Here is a 20517-nt window from a genome sequence, read left to right on the forward strand (position 1 = left end):
GACCTTACTTAAGACTCTCCAAGGAAAGAAACTTTTCTTTCAATTTGCACTGTTAATGCTTATTTTCTCTCTCGGCATTACATTCACGCTTTTCTCTATTTTCTTATTGACTGGCCAGTCGTCAAATAAAGGAAGTGCCATCAACATCTCCGGCTCATTGAGAATGCAGAGCTACGTAGTTGCTCTAACCGTGGCTGAATATGCCACTAGAGAACAGGAGCAAAGAACAAAGGCAATTACGGGAGCAGTCAATGAGTTCGAGCGAAGGCTAAACAGCCCCGGGCTGGTTAAAGCTATACCAAACAAACCCAACGACTCGCTTCGAATCCTCTACCACGAAATCTATTCAGACTTTTACGGCATGCTAAAGCCCATGGCTGAACAAGTCATTGAAAATCCGTCAACAGAAGCCAAGTTTCTTAATTATGTGCCGTCTTTTGTCTCTAAAGTCGACAAGTTTGTTTTTGATATTGAACAAAGTCTGGCTGTACAAATGACTTGGCTTCGAATTGGTCTGATAGCCACTTGTATTTTGGTCCCCCTCTTGGGAGCAGTGTTCTTAATATACTTTCAAAAAGTATTCTTCCTCCCACTGCAAGCTCTGGCAGATGTTGCCTCTGCAGTCAGAAAAGGCAACTTCACAGTTCGCTCTAATTACAAAAAAGAAAACGAAATTGGAGTGTTAGCAGGGAGCTTTAATTACATGATTGAAGACCTATCCAGACTTTACGAATCTCTGGAAGAGGAAGTTAAACGAAAAACCAAAGATCTGGATCAACGTAACAAGACCGTAAATTTGCTGTTTACTTTACGCAGTATCTTCAGCAGTTCGCCAACTCTCCAAGGAGACACTTTATCAAACGCTCTGGCAGAGTTGATGCACTACATTCATGGAAATAGAATTGCTCTTTTCTTAGTGTCCGACGACCTAGATTCTTATCGTCTTTCTACCGTCTACCCGCAATTAGACACTAAACCTAAAGAAAAATTCCTGCAAAACTTAAAGGCCCAATTCTCCTCTGCTAATCAAAATAAATTAACCGAGGAAAGCGGAAACTATCTCCGAATCCAGGTCAAAGATGCCTCTCGACTCGTTGGATACCTTGTGATCCATTTCGAAGAGACACAGGAAGAACCTAGAGATTACCGGTTATTCGAAAGCGTCAGTGAAATCTTTGCGACAGCGTTAATCAATGCTCGTAAAAGAGAAGAAGGTTACCGCCTTGCTCTGTACGAGGAACGTTCAACTATTGCACGTGAACTTCACGACTCTATTGCTCAGTCCTTAGCCTTTTCTAAAATCCAGCTTACACGCCTCTCTTTAGGCCTGAAAGATGAACTTCCCAAAGGGCAACTTCAGGAAATCGTAAACGAACTCAGAACCGGTGTCTCTACCGCTTACACGCAGCTCCGTGAGGTACTGACGGCCTTCCGGCTTAAACCTACTTCTGCGGACATTCGTCAATCTATTCATAAATTATTGGAAGAATTCCATGAGCGTTCGGGGATCGAATACAACCTGAAGAACGACCTTCTCGATTTTGAAATTAATGCCAACAAGCAGGTACACTTAATCCATATCCTTAAAGAGGCATTAACTAATGTTGAAAAACATTCTCGAGCATCAAAGGTCAATGTTTCTCTTTCCATTGACTCCGATAATTTCATTAATGTTAGTATTGCCGATAATGGAAAAGGTTTGCAACCGGCTGAGCGTGAAAAGAAAGGCCACTTCGGACTTTCCATTATGGAAGAGAGAGCAAAAGCTTTAGACGCAGAAATTAACTTCCTGCCCAATACTCCTACCGGCTTGATTGTTAATTTTAGATTTAGGACTGCAAATTAGAAAATAAATTAATGAGGATGGATATTGGTCATGGCCGAAAATGAAATAACAAAAATCTTTGTTGTAGATGATCATCCGCTTTTTCGTAAGGGTGTTGTTCAGCTTCTACAGCTGAATCCAAATTTTCAAGTTATTGGGGAGGCCGGGACCTTTGAGGCTGCTGTCGCTGGCATAACCTCTAAAGAACCGGATTTAGTACTTTTGGACTTGAACATGAAAGGAACGAGCGGTATCGAAATCCTCTCAGCCATCAAAAAACACGACCCCTCTATAAAAGTAGTAATTCTGACCGTATCTGACTCTCCTAACGATTTGCTGCAAGCAATTAAAACGGGAGCCGACGGTTACCTGCTCAAAGATCTGGAGCCTGAAGAAATCCTGGAAAATATCAATCGAGCAATCGAGGGACAGGTTGTTTTAAGTCCTGTTCTTACCAATGCTTTAGCAGAGGCCCTTAAAGAAAAAAGAGACGAACCGTCACGTTCTCTTCAAGGTCTCACAGAAAAGGAACTGATGGTTCTTAAGGGAGTTTCTCAGGGACTGAGCAACAAACTCATCGCCCGAGAATTAAATATTTCAGACGGAACCGTAAAAGTTCATGTAAAGCATATTTTGAAAAAGTTAAATTTTCATTCCCGCGTGGAAGCCGCAATTTGGGTTAGTGAGAACAATATCAAGCTTTGAGGTCTTCTTCTCTTTGCCAAAATGCCGGTATTTAACCGGCATTTTGTTATTAAGGAAGCATAACTGACTTACTGATTACTTCTTCTCAGGAAGCACTTCAGCATGGCAGAGCATGCATTCATAGCGATTCGGATTAACCTTATCTCCTGTTACATGGCTCGGAGGCAATGGAGTCGGCATACCTTTCATCTTCTGCATTCCGGGTTTCGGAATCTGATGGCACATCAAGCATGCGTTCTTTGTCGGAGTAATCGGAAGATAAGCCGCTACCGGATGCGGAATCATCGGAGGAGTAAATTGATCGGTGATGGCGGCATCTGCGGCCGGTTCTTGTGCGAAAGCAGCAAAGCTTAACGCCATCAGGGGGACTAATAAGAGTTTATTCATGAATGTCTCCTATTTTTGCGTTTTCAGTCTTTTTCTGGGGTACAAAACGCAACTTAAAATTCAAACTATTTTCAGGACAAATTGAAATACATTTTCCGCAGTTAACACACTCGCCGGAGGCAAATCTCCCGACTTTGGCGGCTTCTTTAAAGTTAATCACCTGAGGTTCAGGACAGACTTTAAGACAATCACCGCAACGTGTACAAGTATTGTCATCATAACTGACCTTCAGCTGTCCGAAGCGTCCCCAAAGTGCCCAGAAGGCGCCCAGAGGACAAAGGTGTCCGCACCAGCCTCTCTTAGTGATAGCCAAATCCAGCGCAAAGATCCCGAAAACCGCGCTTAAGAATCCATAGCCGATTCCATAGACCATCTCGCGCCAGATAATTCCTTGGGGGCTAACTGCTTCAAATGCGGCTTCGCCTGTAAGAACACATAACACCAAGCAAACTGCAAGCAAGACATAACGCATTGCTGAAGGGACAGCAAGCATCTGAGATTTAATATGCAGCTTTTCTCTAACCCAAAAAGCGAAGTCCGTAACTAAATTCATAGGACAGACCCAAGAACAAAATGTTCTGCCGCTGACAAAGGCATAGAAAACCAGAATGATAAAGGCACCAAGTAAGGTCTCCGGAGAAAGCCAATACTGAGCCAATACTCTTTCTAATGCCGCAAACGGATCAGAGAGCGGAACTAAAGAAAGAATTCGTGAGGAAGACAGATCCCCTTCAAGAAGAGGAAGTCCAAACAAATTCCATCCAAGTCTGAACGTACCGATAAACAAAGCGATGAGCGTAAATTGAACTAATCGTCTTGCAATGGTATACCGCAGTCGGAAAAGCCACTCCTTCAAGGTCTTTGGAGGAGGCAGATGTCTGATTTCCTTATTTGCCATTCGGACCCTCCGAATTCAAATAATCCAATCCTCCCGGAGGAAGCTCGTGTGTCGGGCCCTCTCCAAGCATTGGACTGTTAGGAATAGGTCTGGCGTCATCTGCCTCTTTCCAACCGAGACGATAATGATCGCCTATCTTGCCGATGAATTTATCCGGATCAACAATGTTGATGCATGGAACGGCTGTCGGACAACTGTGAACGCACAATCCGCATCCCGTGCACTGATCCGGCTGAATGACCGGCAAAAACATACCGTGTTTACTAATCTGCCGAGGCTGCGTATCGATAATGATTGCCTTATTTTGTTCAGGGCAATCACGATAACAGATTTCGCATCTCAGGCCTTGCCAAGAAAGACACGTACTGTGGTCAATCGCAGCAACTCCCATCTTTGCTTTTGTAATATCCGTCAGATTCGGATCCAATGCTCCTGAGGGACACGCTTTGACACAAGGGAGATCTCTGCACATATAGCATGGAATTTCTCTTGGTTCAAAGTAAGGTGTGCCGGGCGCGGCGATATCACCAAACTTGGCAAGTTTGAGTGTTTCGTAAGGACACGCTCTGACGCATAAACCGCATTTGGTACAGGCTGTATCAAAATCCTTGCCTTCGAGTGCTCCCGGAGGTCTCGGAATGAATCCTCTGGCTTGGGCACTTTGTTGAAGAAAAAGATTCCACAGCAGACCTGCACCTACTCCTGCAGCTCCAAGCTGAACGGAACGAGTAACAAAATCTCTTCTTGATGTCTTTTTCTCAGTCATGCTTTGGACGGAGCCTTTCGGCTCCGCATACTATGGTTATTGAGCCTTATAAATCTTGACTGCAGATTTCTTGAAGTCAGGTTCTTCAGAAATCGGGTCAGTTGCGTCGATAACTACCTGGTTCGTTTGAACCTTCTCGTCAAAGAAAGCGAGCCAAGAAGAACCCTTAGGCATGAAGTTGCGCTGATTTGTCTGGACGATCGCATTGATCTTTCCGCGTCTGCTTTCAACTGTTGCCACATCGCCGTTCTTAAGGCCGCGCTTAGCAGCATCGTCTGGGTTCATGTAAACAAAAGCGTTTGGCTGAGCTCTGTAGAGTTCAGGAACTCTCATGGTCATAGAACCTGTATGCCAATGTTCAAGGATTCGACCTGTGCAAAGCCACAAGTCGTAGTTGGCATCCGGTTGTTCAACCGGGGCTGCATACGGACGGTAGAAAATCTTTGCTTTATTGGGCAACGGAACCGGCTTCGGATCTGTGATGCCCCAAAGGTTGCCAGTCGGGATAGCTTTAAAGAGCTTGCCGTAGAACGCATATCCGCCTTCCTTAACATAAGGGTCGAAGTCCTGATTAAAGCGATACGGTGTTTCTTTTCCGTTCACAACGGGCCACATCAAACCTCGTGTCTTGGAGTTGAGATATGTATCGAAATCAGCAAGGTCATGACCGTCACCCAAAGTGAATTGGCGATATTCAGAGAACAAAGCCTTTTCCGGGAACCAGTTAAGTTTAGACGGAGCCGCTGTACTGTTGATCTTGCAGACAAAGGCAGGATCAGGCCATGCAACGTTAGTATTGGACTTACGGGCATACAACACTTCATAAAGAGTCGTTTCAGGTGTGTAGCCCATCTTCTGAGCTTCATCCAAAACGCTCGGAAGCTTGCCGTCTTCGTAACCTTCTACCTTCAAACCGGGAACTGACTGTTCGCCCCACACATCTTTCAGTTTGATGCGCTTAGCAAATTCCATCATCATCCACAAGTCGGTTCTTGCTTCTCCCGGAGGAGTTGCCATTTGCTGCCAGCCTTGTGTACGTCTTTCTGCGTTGCCGTACAAGCCCCATTTCTCGAAGATCATAGCGGCAGGGAGAATCAAGTCTGCATAGCGGCAGCTGTATGTCGGATAAGCGTCGGCCACAACGATAAAGTTGTTTGGATGGCGTGCTGCCTTCAACCAGTGGTTGCTGTTAGGAGCGGCTTGGAACGGGTTAACAACCTGTGTCCACACGAAATTAACGGAATCATCTTCCATACCGCGCAGAATTTCCATAAAGGCTCTGCCGACTTTCGGATTGATAGTCTTTTCCGGGATGCCCCAAATCTTTTCAGATTTGACGCGTGCCGGTTTAGCAGCTACCAACAGATCAGACGGCAGACGATGGCAGAAAGTACCAACCTCACGAGCCGAACCGCAAGCAGACGGCTGACCTGTTAAGGAGAAAGCGCCATTGCCCGGACGTGCGTGCTTAGCCAACAAAAGATGAACGGCATAAATCTGTTCGTTTACCCATACGCCTCTTTGATGCTGGTTAGCTCCCATACACCAGAAGCTGAGAATATCGTTGGCCTTATCAATGTAAGTATCAGCAAGGGCGACCAATTTCTTCTTGAAGTCTTCCATGCTTTCATCAGGATCTCCCTTGGAGAGCTCAGCTACGAAATCAAGTGTATACGGTTCAAGCCCCTTCTTGAATTCTTCAAAAGTAATGGACCAGTGACCGCCGGCTTTACCGCCCTGCTGAACTTGCTTAACAACCTGACCTTCTTTGCGGCCTTGGGCAATAGCTTCCCACTTGTCTAAGACGATCTCATTTTGTTTCTTTTGAACATCTTTTTCTGCCGGGAATGCAAATTTGTCGGTAGGACGCATTCCGTAACCGATGTCAACGTTACCGGTTGCGAAAATACAGTGTTTATTAACGAAATCCTGCTCAACGGCACCGCGATTAACGATTTCTCTCAAGATGTAGTTGAGAATAGCAAGATCTGTATTCGGCTTGAAGATAATTGTTGTGTCTGCCAAGTTAGAACTCATGTTCTTATAGGTAGTCACGTTAATAATCTTAGTGGCTGCGTGGGTCAATTTTCTATCGGCGACTCGAGACCACAAAACCGGATGAGCTTCCGCCATATTGTTGCCCCACAAAACCATTGTGTTGCATTTTTCAATGTCGGAATAGTTATTAGCGGGTTCGTCAATACCGAATACTTGATAGAAGCCTACCACGGCACTTGCCATACACAAGCGGGCATTCGGATCCAAGTTGTTAGAACGCCAGCCGGCCTTTACAAGCTTGCTTGCTGCGTAAGCTTCAGGGATGGTGTACTGACCGGAACCAAGAATAGCAACAGCAGTCGGGCCTTTAGCCTTGTATGTCTGAAGGAATTTATCAGCCATAACATCAAGGGCTTCTTCCCAAGAGACAGCTTCGAACTTGCCGTTCTTGTCGTATTTTCCGTTTGTCTTTCTTAACAACGGCTTGGTAAGTCTGTCTTTGCCGTACAAAATCTTGGCGTTGAAATAGCCTTTAATGCAGTTAAGACCTCTATTGACAGGTGCGTCAGGGTCTCCTTTCGTTGCAACTACACGGCCGTCTTTTACACCGACTGACAAACCGCATCCGGTTCCGCAGAAGCGGCAGACGCCTTTTGTCCAAACAATTCCATTTTCAGCAGCTCCGGCAGCAGCCTTAGCTACTTCTGAAACAGGAATGCCAACTGTCATTGCAGCTGAAGCAGCAATACCTGCTTTTAAAAGTTCACGACGCTTGACTTGGGGTAAATTAGTCGTCATACGCTCTCCTAAACCAAAGTTATTGGGTTAACTTTTCAAAATTATCAAGGGGATTAATTTCAGCGGATTCTTCAAAATGATGGACTAAAAGGGAAACATCCATGACGGAGTCAAGGGCTGAAATTGATTTAAATATTTCTGTCTCTTCAGTGACCGACGGGGCTTCGACCACCACAATAAAACGACTGGCTTCTTCTTGTTTTTGGTGAACTTCGACACCGGAAATCGTGGAGACAGCTTCCAAGGCTTGCGAAAAGCATCCGGGTTTGCAAGCCACCAGCAGGCCAGAATAATTCATGAGGTACCTACTCACACTAGTTGTTCATTAGGGGTTTTTTAAATTATGAATAATCTTAGGTAAGGAGCAAGTATTCTACCCAGAAATAACCAAAAACATTAGGTAAAAACACTTAATTTTTAGTTATTTGTATATGATTTTTACCATTTCAGCCCATAAAAAAAAGGAGGCCAAGCCTCCTTTCTTAGTTCAAAAGAACTTTTGTTTTATGAATTAGATCCAGCCGCGCAAGAATGCCATGCAGTAACCGGCAACCGTAGCGGTACACACACCAATCAAACCCGGAAGAATGAAGGAGTGGTTGATAACAAACTTACCAATCTTGGTTGTACCGGAGCGGTCGAATTCGATAGATGCCAAGTCAGACGGATAAGTCGGGATAATGTAGTAACCGTAGCAAGCAGCAGAGCAACCGACTACAACACCTGCAGGTGTACCGACAGCCAGGGCAACCGGAACGATCGTAGCAACTGCAGCCGCCTGAGAATTAACCAGCTTAGAAACAAGGAGGATAACGAAGGCATAAGCCCACGGATAAACCTTGACGTATTCAACCAAGACTTCCTTAAGGTCGTTCAAGTGAGCTTTAAACACTGTATCGGACATCCATGCAACACCGAACACGCAAACCACGGCAACCATACCTGAACGGAACACCGGAGTGGCGCCAATGGACTTCGGAGCAGTTCCTGTTGCAAATACGATGATCGCACCGCAAGCGAACATGAACATCTGAATTACTAATGTCATGGAGAGCGGTTTCTTACCAACCATTGGTCTGAATTCAGAAACTGCACCAAGGCATGCAACAACAGCAACAACGGCCAAGAAAATCCACATAGCAGTCCACTGTTTTGTAGGAAGCTTCTTGCCAAGGAGAGTCAATGTTTCGCCGTAAACATACTTCTTAGCTTCCGGATCTGCAATAAGAGCCTGGAATTCCGGGTCTTTATCCAAATCTTTGCCGCGGAAGTTAGACCAAGTTGCCATTACGAGCAAACCAATCAAACCGGCAGGAATTGTCAAAGACATCAATGTCAAAAGGTTGATTTCTGTACCGTTTGCCATTGGGTGACCGGCCATCAAAGCGATCATAGAAACGCAAGCTACGGAAACCGGAGAGCAGATAACGCCCATCTGTGCAGCAATAGAAGAAGCTGCCATCGGACGTTCCGGACGGATTCCTGTCTTAATAGCCACGTCATAAATAATCGGGAGCATTGTGTATACAGTGTGGCCTGTACCGCAAAGAATAGTCAATGTGAAAGTGACCAACGGAGCGAGGAAGGTAACCATCTTCGGACGATTACGAAGAATTTTTTCAGCTACCTGAAGCATGCAGTCCAAACCGCCGGAGGCCTGAAGTGTGGCGCCAGCAGCTACTACAGCAATAATAGTCAGAATAACGTCAACTGGAGGTTTTCCTGGTGGGAGTCCAAGCCATGGCTTCGGGCCGAAAACGAAAATGATAAGACCAATACCGCCCAAAAGGCCCAAACACATACCGCCTTTTCTTGCTCCGAAGAACAAGAATGCTAAAAGCAGTAAAACTTGAAACCAAAAAATAGCACCCATAATTTTCTTCCTGAATGAATTGTAAAAATGTGTCAAATATGGACAACATGAATAATTACCGAATTTACGAATTGATACAAGAGGCGAACCCAGTTTGGTTATAAATATTAGGGTAATTGCTAATTAGTAGTAACCCTTGTTTTTAATTAACTAAATGATTTTAAAGATGTTTGAAAAACACTGATTTTTAAGGGTTTAGACCTACCTAATTAAAAGGTACTAAGAGTTGATCCGAATTAATGAATAATCGCATTTCGAATTAAATATTAAGTAAACCAATATTTTTGCAGAGTCTTTTGCAAACTCTTGCAAGGAAAGCTAAAAACCTCTCACGTTTAGAACTTTATGAGTGAACATGTAAATTTTGATTTCGCCCGGATGGCCCGCACGGGTATCCCGGAAGTCATTTACGCAGAAGGAAAAGAAAAAGCCTCAGTTTTAAAGCTTTTAGAAAACTTCGCTTTAAAAGCCGAAAATCCCATTTTGTTTACCCGATTGGAATCTATCACCTTTAGCCAATTAGATCCTCAATTGCAGTCAAAATATTGTTTTGATTCTTTGGCTAAAACAGCGTATACGAATAAGATAGCCAAGAAAGTCGAGGGTCGGGTTGCCGTTGTTTCGGCTGGAACCTCTGACGGCTTCGTCACGTGGGAAGCCAAAAGAACTTTGGATTATCTCAATGTTGAAAACCAAGTTTTTGAAGATTGCGGCGTCAGTGGCCTATGGAGGCTACAGGAAAAAATCTCCCAGATAAATTCCTGCGACATAATTATCGCTGTCGCAGGAATGGAAGCTGCGCTCACCAGTGTTTTAGCCGGTCTGACCAGCAAGCCCGTCATTGGTGTCCCTACATCGGTAGGCTATGGAGTTTGCGCAGGAGGACAGACCGCGTTAAATTCGATGCTTGCCTGTTGTGCGCCGGGCGTAGCCGTAGTCAACATAGACAATGGATTCGGGGCAGCGTGCATGGCATACAAAATATTACTATCCTGCAAAGGATTCATTAAATGACAAACGAACACCACCATTCTCATCAGGACCACTCTCACTGTGATATTGAGATGCCACACCATCATCATGATTTCGGCAAGTCTTCTGAACAAAGTGACAAACTCGAAGCAGGAAAGAAGGTCTTGACCATCAGATCCCACTCAGGACTTGCGGGTGATATGTTCTTGTGTGGTCTTATCCGCACACTTGGACTTTCCTCTCAAGAGACGGACAACATCCTTAACGGCATTTTTCCCGCCTTAAAAGGATCGGTCCAGCTCGTAAAAAAGGAGGTAAATCACATTGCAGGCTGGCATTGTTCAGTTCAGCTCCCACACGAACATCAGCATAGAAATCTTGATGATGTTTTAAAAATTATTTCCCAAGCGCAGCTTTCTGAAAAAGCAAAGTCCTATGCCGTCTCGGCCTTCTCTTTTGTTGCTGAAGCTGAAGCTGCCGTCCACAGTCTTAACATCGAGGAAGTCCATTTCCATGAAGTAGGAGCATTAGACAGTATTTTGGACATCTGCTTTACCTGCGAACTGTTTGCCAGGTTAAATCCTGATTACTTTGTAGTCAGTCCTCTTCCTATTGCTGACGGTGTAATTCATTGCGCTCACGGCGCTATCCCTTCCCCGGCTCCGGCCGTCCAAGCGATGCTTCCGGGAATTCCTGTCCGGCCCTTTGGAGCCGAAGGAGAAACCGTCACTCCAACGGCATTAGCACTTCTTAAAGCTTTTAATCCGACATTCGGAGGCTGGCCCATGATAGTGGTTGAAAAAATTAATACCGTCTACGGTACTTATATTTATCCCGGAGTTCCTAACGGAGCGGTTTTTGTTTACGGAACAAGCTATGTTTAATCCGAAACTCGAAAGGTTAAGAGATTTTTTATCTGAACAATTCGGCGAGAAACCTGTAAACATAGCTTTTTCAGGAGGACTAGACAGCCGCTTTCTTGCATATGCTTCTACCTATTTAGGATTCAAAGTACGGCTGTTTCATATATCCGGCCCGCATCTTTCGCTTCAAGAAACAAAAGATGCGGAAAAATGGGCAAAAAATCACAACTTTCCTTTAGAGATTCTGGTTCAAAATCCTTTGCAAATACCTGAAGTCAAATTCAACTCAAGAACTCGATGCTTTCACTGCAAAAAAGGACTTTTCTCTTTCTTATTAACCCGTGTTAATAAACTATGCGACGGCACTAACCACTCTGATTTGGAATGTTACCGCCCGGGCATTCGAGCTTTAAAAGAGCTGAATGTTCTCTCGCCTCTGGCAGAGGCAGAACTTTCAAAGGCAGAAATCCGAGCTATTGGAAAAGAAATTGGATTGGATGACTTTAATCAGATATCTAAACCTTGTTTGCTTACAAGATTCCCTTACAACTTCGAAATCACAAAGGAACAAATAAACTCAATCGAAAAAATTGAGCAAAGAATTCAGAAAATCCTGGGGGAAGTGTCAACAGCGACGCCTTTTCGTGTCAGAGAAATAGGCGAGCCCTATCTTGCTGTTCACATTCCCGAAAGCCATAAGGCTTCCCTTCCAGATTCTCTGATAAAAAAAATTGAACAGGCCGGTTCGGTAGATTCTGCTTCAGAAAAAGCTTTAAAAGTCCTTTTTCTCCCTGCTCTTTCCGGGTATTTCGACCATTTGGACGGCTTTTCAAAGAAGGCTAGCGAATAGCTTCAGAGCTGGAATCTTCCTCGTTAATAATCGAGAGAATATTGGCGACTCCTACCGCACTCTTGACCCCTAGTTTGCGGCAGACCACACCTCTGTGAACTTGAACAGTTTTTTCACTGATATTCAGTTCCTCACCGATTTGTTTGTTAAGTAAACCGCGGGCAACTTTACGGGCAACCATCTTTTCTCTTGCCGTCAACGTATTGAAAGCTTGTCTGGTTTCTTCAGCCAGTTTCTTTTCTTTCCGGCGCTCTAAGTCTTTCTTAACCGCTTTCTCGATGGCCTCTAAAAGCCTGTCAGCGCTGACAGGTTTCGGCAGAAAATCAGATGCGCCATCCTTGAGAGCTTGAACGGCCATATCGATATCGCCGTGAGCAGATACAAAGATAATAGGCAAGCCATTCTTTTGCAGCATCATGACTCTTTGCAGTTCTATGCCGCTCATATCAGGCATTCGAACGTCTAAGACAACGCAACCAGGCTCTTCACGGTTGTCTTCTTCAAGAAAACGCAGCGCAGAAGAATAACAAACAGTACGCCAGCCTTCGCCTTCAATTAGAAATCTCCAAGATTTCCTCATTGCATCATCATCGTCCACAATTCTGATAAGGGCACTCTCCTGCAGCTTATCTAAGTTCATCCTCATCCTCCAAAGCTAATGGCAAAGTAACTACACAGCGAAGACCTCCTGTGGGAACCTTCGAGAGCTTAAGCGAACCCCCGTTGGCTTCTAGAAGTTCTCTAACAATTGCCAATCCTAATCCTAGACCATCTTTTTTGCTTGAATGACCAAGATTGCTCAGAGAGGCCAATTTTTCATCGCTCATTTCCGGCCCATTATCCTCGATTGTCACCTGAGCAGTTGACCCAACCTTTGTAATTTCAACATTAATTTTTGGAGAAGGCTGCCCGGACACGGCTTCTTCCGCATTTTTTAATAGATTGATTAGAACCAGATCTACATTAAGAGGATCTGCGTAAACTATCAAATCTTTGTCACCGCTCAACGTGCAGTTCAGGTTAAGTCTTCCTAATCGCTTCATTAAACTGATAATTCTAGAGGCCGTTCCCTCCAGATTAAATTTCTTTCTCTCCCTTCTTTCTTTTCTCCCGATAGTTCGAACGAAGTCGATAATATCCGAAGCACGCGTGCTTTCACCCTTGATTTCTGAAAGGGCCTCCTTAAGGACTTTTTCCGACGGACTTTTATTCCGGTTAAGTTGTCTAAGAAGCGCTTCTGAGTAGTTATTAATCGCTCCCAGAGGCTGCTTTAGCTCGTGGGCAACCATGGCAGAAATAATTGCGATGGAATTCGTCTTTTCCAGATTTTCAATTCTTTCCTGAATCTTTCTGTTTTCTCTCTCATACTCTTCGTTTTCTTGATTTTTCTTCTGCAGCTGATGAGTCTTTCTTCTAACTGCAAATCCAAGGTAGATCGAATTAAGAAGAATCAGAAGTAATGCAGCCCCGCCGGCGATGAAGTACCAACGATAATAGTGGAGAAGCCAGCCTAAAGTTCTATCTTCTAAATAACGGACTTGAGACTTCTCCAAGAGCAAATTCATCTGGTCATAGTCATTTGCCACTGTCCAATAAGCACCCTCATCTTTATCGACGGGGAGCTGCAGCAAGCTAATGGTAATTGCTCGCAGAGTAGAAGAATCGAGAGTCGGCTGAACGGAGAACATCCAGCCGGGGTAAAGATGCGTGGAGTGCCGACAATAGAAATTATTGTCAAATTTTTCATTAACGACTTTGATGGAACTTAGGTCACCATCAAAGTTTTTACGCTCCATATTCTCCAGAATGCAGCTGGCGATAAACGCCACTTCAATTTCTTTGTCCAATACTCTCTTGACGAGGTCCGGCATCGGTCGATGCGTGGTGATCACTGAACCGAATAAGTTATTAGGATTCAAGCCCTCTGCGTCAATCTCTCCCATGATTGCAAGAAAGCCCGCAAAGGCTTTCGTACTGGAAACTCCAACTTTTTTGCCCTTTAAGTCGGCCAGATCATTGATGTCGGTTCTATCTTTGTGTGTGATGATAACGCCCGCATTCGCCCTATTCGGATCGGGAGTCCATTTATTGATAGCCGTCAGAAGAGAAATTCCTCCGCTGGAGGACTTCATCATAGCGGTCAAGCCACTCGAGGCAATTGAAAGATCGAATTTCTTCTCAGCAGCATCCCTCAAGAAATCATCTTGATCATAGAAATGAATGTCTAAACGACGAGGAGCAATTGCGGCACGGATGGCTGCAACAGTATTGCTAAAGTGCTTAGCCGATATGCCCGCATCATAACTATTTACTACCGCTAATTTAACCGGACTGTCATCCGGAAGGGCAAAAGAAACTTTGGAAATAGAAGCAAAAAAAATACTTATGCAGAAAATAAGGAGCAAACGCCCCACATTCGTTTCTCTGTTAAACCTTAAAACCATTTTCCTAAATCAAATTGCCGTCTTATATTTTCTTCCTTCTTATCTTATCCTTGTGAAAGAGTTCTGAGAAGCCTGACTATCGGACACTCCTGTCGGAACTCTCTCTCATCCAGGTTCCGAGCTCTACGCTCAGTATTGCAAAAAAGTTGTAAATCTTTTATTTGGTGACCGTTGCATACTTCTTTTCCAACTCTTTAAGAAAGGGAAGGATGGTCGGATCATCCCACGGAAGGAAGCCCGGAAGATAACCGATCAAATTTCCCTTTGCATCAAGAAGAAAATTAGTTGGAACAACTTCCATCGGCATTACAGCCTCTACGGAAGTTGTCGGATCAAACCAAGTTTTAAAGTCCGTCTGTTTTTGTTTCTTCAGAAACTCTTCGACTTCCGCCGGATTAGCATCGATAGATACACCCACGAGTTCAATATTCGTACCAGCCAACTTCTTCTGCAGCTCGGCCAGTTGTGGAATTTCGCGAATACAAGGAGTACACCATGTAGCCCATACATTTAAGATAACCAACTTTCCTTTCAAAGATTCAAGATTAATGGGCTCTCCTTTGAGGTTCTTGATTTTAAGGTTCGGCATCTTACGTGCCTTGGAAAACTCTACAAATGGCTTCATCACTCTTGGTTTTTTCAGAGCTTCCCCCGTACTGTAGAGTCCGGGGGAAAAGATTGCCTGAGCATTAGTTGGTAAAGAGAAAGTTAAGGCAGCAGAAAAGCAAAGTGATTTAAGTAAAAATTTCATTTTCAAAACCTTTAGTACGTTCTTCTTACCAATAACCAACGATCAATCAAGAAGAAAACAACAAACCAAATACACAAATACATTCCCATCAGCAGAACATTCTGACTAAGAACTTGAGCTTCAAGTAGGTCATGATTTAACAATCTAAACAGGGTTGAAGGGTTAATCATCAAACAAATGTTCATCAATTCATTGGTGATTTTTCCTTCAAAGGCAATTGTGAAAATCAGAAGTCCCAAATCATAGAGAAGAACTGAAATCAGCCAAATTAAAAGTAATGCAGCCAAGGCCTGGGCTTTAGTCGAGGCACAAAGACTAATTGCGTATGAAATTAAAATAAAAACCAGCCCTAATAGCCAACCGGAAATAACCAAGGCAAAAGTCAGTTTACCCACTTCTGTCAAGTCATAAGGCAGCAAATGGACTGCTGACAGAATTGGTAACACAGAAGAGCCGATAAGGAGGCATAAACCGAATGCAAACCCTTGTCCTAAGAGTTTTCCAACGAGTAATGCAGTCCGGCTAATCGGATAAGTCAAAAGCAAAAGCAGAGTTCCTTGCTCCTTTTCTCCTACAAAAGCGTCGTAAGCCATCAGAACGGCGATAAGGGGAATAAGAAATACGTCCAGCATTAGCAAGGAATTCATTACAGAAGGAAGAGGTCTGAAGCTAAAATCTCCTCCTAAAGCAGCCACTCCGTATATGACGGATAACGATGTCAGAACAAAAAGACAGGATCCAACCAGAAGCCAGAAACTGCGTACTGTGTCTTTAAATTCTTTACAGGCAATAACCCAAGTAGAAGCCGCTTTCATTACTCAAGCCTCCCCTTTCCTATGGCTTTTTTATATATGTCTAGAAGCGAAGGGGCTACCACGCCTACACTCTTGATGTCGTATTTCATCTCTAAATACTCTTGAACTTTCTCCAGCTTATTGGCTGGACAAAACAAGCGGTTTTCTCTCAGGAAGGAAGAAAGTTTTGGGTCCGTACGAGCTGTATCAACTGCCTTTGAAGAAACCATCTCATAGGGGACATCAAATTGTTCGCTCAAGCTTCTGACAGTACCGTCTGCTACTTTCACGCCGTTGCATAAAATAACCGCACGATCGATAAAATCTTCTACCAACAAAAGTTCGTGGGTACACACTACTACTGTGCTGCCGCTATTCTTTAATTTAACTAACTCGCTGTACATCAAGTCAGAGGCCAAGGGGTCAAGTCCCACGGTGGGCTCATCTAAAAATAACAATTCCGGTTTAGTTAATAAGGCTTGAGCTAAGCCGAGACGCTGACGCTGGCCCTTGGAGCACAGAGAAACTTTCTGATTAGATACTCTGGCAAGTCGGAGTGTCTCAATAAGTTCCTGAATCCGTGCCTTAGGAACTTGTTTGAGGTCTGCAAAGTAATTTAAGTTTTCTTGAACAGTCAAGTTTTCATAGAAACTGACATTCTCAGGTAAATATCCAATTTTTTTAGCTGCCGATCCTGGTTTAGTTCCAAGAACCGACACCGTCCCGGAGGAAGGAGCAATGAGGCCTAATAAGATTTTTATTAAAGAAGATTTACCGGCTCCATTGTGCCCGATTAGTGCCACGAATTGCCCTCTCTTGATTGAAAGAGAGATGTCTTTGAAGATACATACCTTCCCGCGCTTTAATGAAATATCTTGGCATTCAATTGCTGTCATCTTCTTTTCGCTACTTCTGTTTTAATAAGCTCTAAACCACGTTTTAGCAGAATTTTTCTCATCGAGGCATCCGGCTCAGCTTGTTTCATTTAATTGGAACTTACCGGCCAATCCTTTTTTGGTTTTAACGGATCTTGAATTAGTGGGTTTGAATCCACGATCCCTTTTCCCTTATCTAATTGAAACTGAGCATTCAAATAACGAAGAAGAGAAGCCAAAGGACTGTCCATCAGGAACCGAGCTTGCGGATACATCCAAAATAGCCTGTCGAGAGAATCGTTCGGCTGATAAGCTTGGTCTCCAATTCCATCTTGATTTAAATCCCAGCCTTGATAATTGCTCCAAAAATTTCCTACTCCGTTAATACTCCATTCAACTGAACCGGAGCCAACGTAGCGAACCTGCTGACGGTTATGGATAAAGCGGTTGCGAGAAAGAATCGTTCCTTCTCCGCCCATGGCAACTCCCACCCCAATCTCGCATTCCTCGAAGGTATTGCCGTCAACCGTATTTGTCCCTCCTCCATAGATAAAGAGGCCTTTTCCTTCGGTATCCAATGAAGCCTTCCCTCTCGGATTTTTGACTTTAGTCACATGATTATTTTCGACCGTCGATTTATCACTCTCGTTAAGAAGAATTCCGAACTCAACGGTACGCTTGCTGGTATTGTCAGCTACTCGAACTCTTTCAGAACTCATAACGGCATATCCGCCGATGCACGCCTCTGCTTCGTTGTTAAAAGCCGAGTCACCTCGGGTGTACATATAGTGAATCCCGTACTGCAGAGCTGCAAAATAATTATCTTCCGATAAGGTTTTGTCGGTATTTTCGAAATAAAAGCCGTCCCTTGTATAGAGCACGCGATTGTTTACGAGCTTAGCGTTTTTAACATAATTGAAATAAACACCGTCTCCGCGATCTAAAACATGACGGCGTTTGTATCCACGAATCTCACATCCGGAGATTTTGATATCTGAAGCTTTATCAGCTCGAATTCCAAATCCAGCGGTATTGATTTTCAAGTTTTTAATATCGATGCCGCTGAAGCCTTCTTTTATAAGAACGCCGCTCTGTCGTTCATATAAATCTTTTCCGCAATTCTGCAGAGAAAGATTTTCAAGGGTGACGTTATCAGCCTCAACTACAAGACAAGAACCTATGTCGCCGCCATCAATCACGGCTTTCTCGGTTCCTTTTAAGACAATGCTTTTGGTGATCGAGAAATTGCCTTCATAAATGCCTGAAGCAAGAGTGATAGTGTCCCCCGGCACAGACGATTTCAGAGCTTTTTCCAAGCTTGCTGCAGAATCCGCCTGCAATTCTGCGCTTCCCGCAGCTGGTGCAAGAAGCGCAAGGATAAGAGCGAAAACTCTTAACGTCATTAATGACCTTTTAATGACTTCAGAAGTTCTAGGTTAACTTCAGAATAATTAACGATTTTTCCGCCATGCTCTTTGGTAAATTTTTCAACTGCTTCTTTGTTTGCGAAAGGCAGGATAGATTTACCCATTGCTCCTCGGACGTCTGAGCCGGCGTTATAGACGGCTTTTTCAGCTAAGAGCATTTTTTCGTGTAAAGGAACATCTTTGGTATTTCCGAAATCACTCACGAAGAAAGCCTCTACTTTTTTGGCATTTTCCGGCTGCAAGGAATAAACGAAACCGTCTTTTACCGAGCAGAACTTAAGCGGCTCTTTTTCGCCCTTTACATAAACCTGAGCCTTCGCTCCGGGATAGTTGAGAATAACCATGCCACAAATAAGACAACGGTCATGTTTTGTAAAAGCCGCAGGAGAAAAAGTTTTGGTTTCTTTTTCGGAAGAACAGCCTCCGATAACTAAGACACAAGCAGCGACGGCTAAAAGACTAAAAATTTTTTTCATAAGCTATTTCTGAACCCTTTTCACCTTATTACACGGTGCAGAGGGGTCTCCAAAAGAGGAACTCTGTGCTGAGAAAGTGTTCCGAGCACAGAGTTGTTTTAATTACATGCCGTTGATCTGGCCGGCGTAGATGATGAAGAGGCGCAAGCACATCATGCCGCAGATAGCCGCAATGCCTGATGTATAGAAAGCACCCGCACTGTCTCTGAATGCTTTGCTTCCGAAGAAGCTCAGAACCAATGGAACGAGGAAACCAACGCCCACGGCCCCAATCCAGAATACTTGTGACCAAATACCTGTTGTAAAGGCTACGGAAGCAGCTTGGGCAGCAGCATTGCCGCTGACCAGAGCAACCATAATCATCAACAAGCACATTGCTTCTACCGCCATAATCGGCCATTCAGCAGCGTGAAGGACATGAAGATCTTTTCCATGACGATCTGCACCGAACAACCAAGCTGCAAGAACCTTGGTAGCTGCACAACCGGCAGAAAAGCCGGAAGCAACGAACAAAGCAGGAAGAACAGCAGTGTTGATCAGAGGGAATCTGATAAGAGCAGAAATCAAGAATCCGGTGTAGGCACAAATTGCAATTGCCAAAATTAGAACGAGCCAATCTAAGATAACTCTAAATTTGGCACAGAAACTAATAATGGGATCAAGCCATTTGAGCCAACTAAATGACGTAATTTCTGTTTGCAGAGAAACGCACATCAATACGAATACCAACGGGATGTAGAAAAGAAGTGCCATCACGCCGATACTCATCACTGAGGTTGGATTGTAGTAAACAAGAATACGCCAGAAAAAGAGCGGATTAGTTAAGTCAAGGACAAGACAGATCATCCCGAGAACGATCTTAATAAAGCCGATCAAGCTAGCTGCTTTCATAATCGGAGTATTTAGATGTGTTCCTCGGAAGAGATTTAAGCAAATAGCGATGGCTACGGCACCTCCGGAAATACCTGCTAAAAACAGATATACGGCAATCGGCCACGGCCATGCTACGCCTTCGGATAGACCAATAGTGAAATCCAGCATAATCAGACTCCTTGTTTAGTGACAGGGACATATCTCAGGTTCGGATTCGTTCCCAAATGGGCACGAATTCGTACCGTATCCTTGACACGCAGCAACCTGCTGATAATACTTTGAGGGTCATTTAGATCGCCAAAATATAAGGCGCCATGACGGCATGCGTTAACACATGCAGGCTCCAGCCCTTTACTCAACCTGGTATCCAAACAGAAGTTGCAGTTATCGGCAACTTTAGTTTGAGAATTGATGAAACGGACATTGTACGGGCATGCCGCAATGCAGTATTTGCAGCCTACGCAACGATCCGGATCCATAGTCACGATATTTGTCTTCGGATCGCGGTGCGCTGCACCGGTAGGACATACTCTTACGCAAGGTGCATCCTGACACTGCTGGCAGGAAACTCGAACATAAACGCGTTCACAGTCGCAGTCTCCGGGACCTCCGCAAATCGGACAAGTTGTCCCCGGAATATGGGTGGTCTGACGCTCCAACAAAAGCCTTGAAATTCCGGGAGGAAGATTGTTGGCTTCGTTACATGCATCCTTACACTCGCCGCATCCAATACATTTATTCTGGTCAAAGACCATTCCATAAACTGGATGAGGCTGGGCACTGCCTGACTCTGCTGCTACCGCAGTTTGAACTGCAGTGTTGGCTGCCTTTTTGTCGTCTCCGGGTTTACAGCCTCCCAGGGTTAACAAAACTAAGGAACCCGCGGTTGTACCGGCTAGAAATGTTCTTCTATCGATGTTTTTACTCACGGTGATTCTCCAT

The 20517-nt window shown here is 44.3% G+C and carries 20 protein-coding genes; 5 read left to right on the plus strand and 15 right to left on the minus strand.

Going from position 1 to position 20517, the window contains the following annotated elements; translation table 11 throughout:
- Nucleotides 1-55: 55 nt before the first annotated feature.
- Complete coding sequence (locus tag RDK53_RS01920) at nt 56-1846, plus strand: histidine kinase (RefSeq protein ID WP_308513035.1); 1791 nt, start codon at nt 56-58, stop codon at nt 1844-1846.
- A 30-nt stretch (nt 1847-1876) separates the two neighbouring features.
- Entirely contained in the window at nt 1877-2530 is a 654-nt protein-coding gene (narL, locus tag RDK53_RS01925) for a two-component system response regulator NarL (RefSeq protein ID WP_308513036.1), read from the plus strand.
- A gap of 75 nt (nt 2531-2605) precedes the next feature.
- Here the strand turns inward: narL and RDK53_RS01930 are convergent, their stop codons facing one another.
- The 6 genes from RDK53_RS01930 to RDK53_RS01955 form a co-directional block, all read right to left on the minus strand.
- Nucleotides 2606-2917 (minus strand): nitrate reductase cytochrome c-type subunit, encoded by a 312-nt coding sequence (locus RDK53_RS01930; protein ID WP_066593840.1) that lies wholly within the window; start codon nt 2915-2917, stop codon nt 2606-2608.
- Nucleotides 2910-3815, minus strand: coding sequence for a quinol dehydrogenase ferredoxin subunit NapH (napH, locus tag RDK53_RS01935; protein ID WP_308513038.1), 906 nt, complete (start codon nt 3813-3815; stop codon nt 2910-2912). Before napH ends, RDK53_RS01930 begins: the two co-directional genes overlap by 8 nt.
- Nucleotides 3805-4581 (minus strand): ferredoxin-type protein NapG, encoded by a 777-nt coding sequence (gene napG, locus RDK53_RS01940; RefSeq protein ID WP_308513039.1) that lies wholly within the window; start codon nt 4579-4581, stop codon nt 3805-3807. The genes napH and napG overlap by 11 nt, the downstream gene beginning before the upstream one ends.
- Nucleotides 4582-4617: 36 nt before the next feature.
- The gene (napA, locus tag RDK53_RS01945; protein WP_066593845.1) at nt 4618-7377 is read right to left on the minus strand and encodes a nitrate reductase catalytic subunit NapA; all 2760 of its coding nucleotides are present in this window, start codon (nt 7375-7377) and stop codon (nt 4618-4620) included.
- Between the two features lie 19 nt (nt 7378-7396).
- The gene (locus RDK53_RS01950) at nt 7397-7675 is read right to left on the minus strand and encodes a chaperone NapD (RefSeq protein WP_308513040.1); all 279 of its coding nucleotides are present in this window, start codon (nt 7673-7675) and stop codon (nt 7397-7399) included.
- Between the two features lie 213 nt (nt 7676-7888).
- On the minus strand, nt 7889-9250 hold the full coding sequence (locus RDK53_RS01955; protein ID WP_308513041.1) for an anaerobic C4-dicarboxylate transporter: 1362 nt from the start codon (nt 9248-9250) through the stop codon (nt 7889-7891).
- A 345-nt stretch (nt 9251-9595) separates the two neighbouring features.
- Here RDK53_RS01955 and larB point away from each other — a divergent pair, with 345 nt between their 5' ends.
- Genes larB through RDK53_RS01970 form a run of 3 tightly spaced genes read left to right on the plus strand, consistent with a single transcriptional unit; the run spans nt 9596 to nt 11935 of the window.
- On the plus strand, nt 9596-10264 hold the full coding sequence (larB, locus tag RDK53_RS01960) for a nickel pincer cofactor biosynthesis protein LarB (RefSeq protein WP_308513042.1): 669 nt from the start codon (nt 9596-9598) through the stop codon (nt 10262-10264).
- Nucleotides 10261-11106, plus strand: a complete 846-nt coding sequence (gene larC, locus RDK53_RS01965) for a nickel insertion protein (protein WP_308513043.1) — start codon at nt 10261-10263, stop codon at nt 11104-11106. Before larB ends, larC begins: the two co-directional genes overlap by 4 nt.
- Nucleotides 11099-11935: an ATP-dependent sacrificial sulfur transferase LarE gene (locus RDK53_RS01970; RefSeq protein WP_308513044.1), complete on the plus strand. Its 837-nt coding sequence runs from the start codon at nt 11099-11101 to the stop codon at nt 11933-11935. Before larC ends, RDK53_RS01970 begins: the two co-directional genes overlap by 8 nt.
- On the opposite strand, the gene RDK53_RS01975 is transcribed toward RDK53_RS01970, so the two are convergent.
- The 9 genes from RDK53_RS01975 to RDK53_RS02015 all read right to left on the minus strand — a co-directional run bounded on the left by RDK53_RS01975 (nt 11925) and on the right by RDK53_RS02015 (nt 20504).
- Complete coding sequence (locus tag RDK53_RS01975; protein WP_308513045.1) at nt 11925-12575, minus strand: response regulator; 651 nt, start codon at nt 12573-12575, stop codon at nt 11925-11927. The two genes, RDK53_RS01970 and RDK53_RS01975, sit on opposite strands and share 11 nt — an antisense overlap.
- On the minus strand, nt 12562-14379 hold the full coding sequence (locus RDK53_RS01980) for a PhnD/SsuA/transferrin family substrate-binding protein (protein ID WP_308513046.1): 1818 nt from the start codon (nt 14377-14379) through the stop codon (nt 12562-12564). Before RDK53_RS01980 ends, RDK53_RS01975 begins: the two co-directional genes overlap by 14 nt.
- Nucleotides 14380-14536: 157 nt before the next feature.
- Nucleotides 14537-15130, minus strand: a complete 594-nt coding sequence (locus tag RDK53_RS01985) for a TlpA disulfide reductase family protein (protein ID WP_308513047.1) — start codon at nt 15128-15130, stop codon at nt 14537-14539.
- A gap of 11 nt (nt 15131-15141) precedes the next feature.
- Nucleotides 15142-15945 carry an ABC transporter permease subunit gene (locus tag RDK53_RS01990; RefSeq protein ID WP_308513048.1) on the minus strand — a complete coding sequence of 268 codons (804 nt, stop codon included), beginning with the start codon at nt 15943-15945 and terminating at the stop codon, nt 15142-15144.
- Nucleotides 15945-16820 carry an ABC transporter ATP-binding protein gene (locus tag RDK53_RS01995; protein ID WP_308513049.1) on the minus strand — a complete coding sequence of 292 codons (876 nt, stop codon included), beginning with the start codon at nt 16818-16820 and terminating at the stop codon, nt 15945-15947. Before RDK53_RS01995 ends, RDK53_RS01990 begins: the two co-directional genes overlap by 1 nt.
- Nucleotides 16821-16909: 89 nt before the next feature.
- Complete coding sequence (gene nosD, locus RDK53_RS02000; protein WP_308513050.1) at nt 16910-18202, minus strand: nitrous oxide reductase family maturation protein NosD; 1293 nt, start codon at nt 18200-18202, stop codon at nt 16910-16912.
- Nucleotides 18202-18702, minus strand: coding sequence for a nitrous oxide reductase accessory protein NosL (locus RDK53_RS02005; RefSeq protein ID WP_308513051.1), 501 nt, complete (start codon nt 18700-18702; stop codon nt 18202-18204). The genes nosD and RDK53_RS02005 overlap by 1 nt, the downstream gene beginning before the upstream one ends.
- A 102-nt stretch (nt 18703-18804) precedes the next feature.
- Nucleotides 18805-19743, minus strand: a complete 939-nt coding sequence (gene nrfD / locus RDK53_RS02010) for an NrfD/PsrC family molybdoenzyme membrane anchor subunit (RefSeq protein WP_308513052.1) — start codon at nt 19741-19743, stop codon at nt 18805-18807.
- A gap of 2 nt (nt 19744-19745) precedes the next feature.
- Complete coding sequence (locus RDK53_RS02015) at nt 19746-20504, minus strand: 4Fe-4S dicluster domain-containing protein (RefSeq protein WP_308513053.1); 759 nt, start codon at nt 20502-20504, stop codon at nt 19746-19748.
- Nucleotides 20505-20517: the final 13 nt, after the last annotated feature.

The organism is uncultured Turicimonas sp. (assembly GCF_902477955.1).
Classification (GTDB): Bacteria; Pseudomonadota; Gammaproteobacteria; order Burkholderiales; family Burkholderiaceae_F; genus Turicimonas.

Coding starts and splice junctions, on each gene's coding strand:
- RDK53_RS01995 (WP_308513049.1), bottom strand. CDS start 16,820: ATGACAGCAATTGAATGCCAAGATATTTCATTAAAGCGCGGGAAGGTA.
- RDK53_RS01955 (WP_308513041.1), bottom strand. CDS start 9,250: ATGGGTGCTATTTTTTGGTTTCAAGTTTTACTGCTTTTAGCATTCTTG.
- nrfD (WP_308513052.1), bottom strand. CDS start 19,743: ATGCTGGATTTCACTATTGGTCTATCCGAAGGCGTAGCATGGCCGTGG.
- RDK53_RS01920 (WP_308513035.1), top strand. CDS start 56: ATGCTTATTTTCTCTCTCGGCATTACATTCACGCTTTTCTCTATTTTC.
- RDK53_RS01930 (WP_066593840.1), bottom strand. CDS start 2,917: ATGAATAAACTCTTATTAGTCCCCCTGATGGCGTTAAGCTTTGCTGCT.
- larC (WP_308513043.1), top strand. CDS start 10,261: ATGACAAACGAACACCACCATTCTCATCAGGACCACTCTCACTGTGAT.
- RDK53_RS01950 (WP_308513040.1), bottom strand. CDS start 7,675: ATGAATTATTCTGGCCTGCTGGTGGCTTGCAAACCCGGATGCTTTTCG.
- RDK53_RS01990 (WP_308513048.1), bottom strand. CDS start 15,945: ATGAAAGCGGCTTCTACTTGGGTTATTGCCTGTAAAGAATTTAAAGAC.
- RDK53_RS01975 (WP_308513045.1), bottom strand. CDS start 12,575: ATGAACTTAGATAAGCTGCAGGAGAGTGCCCTTATCAGAATTGTGGAC.
- napH (WP_308513038.1), bottom strand. CDS start 3,815: ATGGCAAATAAGGAAATCAGACATCTGCCTCCTCCAAAGACCTTGAAG.
- RDK53_RS01980 (WP_308513046.1), bottom strand. CDS start 14,379: ATGGTTTTAAGGTTTAACAGAGAAACGAATGTGGGGCGTTTGCTCCTT.
- RDK53_RS01970 (WP_308513044.1), top strand. CDS start 11,099: ATGTTTAATCCGAAACTCGAAAGGTTAAGAGATTTTTTATCTGAACAA.
- RDK53_RS01985 (WP_308513047.1), bottom strand. CDS start 15,130: ATGAAATTTTTACTTAAATCACTTTGCTTTTCTGCTGCCTTAACTTTC.
- RDK53_RS02005 (WP_308513051.1), bottom strand. CDS start 18,702: ATGAAAAAAATTTTTAGTCTTTTAGCCGTCGCTGCTTGTGTCTTAGTT.
- narL (WP_308513036.1), top strand. CDS start 1,877: ATGGCCGAAAATGAAATAACAAAAATCTTTGTTGTAGATGATCATCCG.
- napG (WP_308513039.1), bottom strand. CDS start 4,581: ATGACTGAGAAAAAGACATCAAGAAGAGATTTTGTTACTCGTTCCGTT.
- nosD (WP_308513050.1), bottom strand. CDS start 18,202: ATGACGTTAAGAGTTTTCGCTCTTATCCTTGCGCTTCTTGCACCAGCT.
- napA (WP_066593845.1), bottom strand. CDS start 7,377: ATGACGACTAATTTACCCCAAGTCAAGCGTCGTGAACTTTTAAAAGCA.
- larB (WP_308513042.1), top strand. CDS start 9,596: ATGAGTGAACATGTAAATTTTGATTTCGCCCGGATGGCCCGCACGGGT.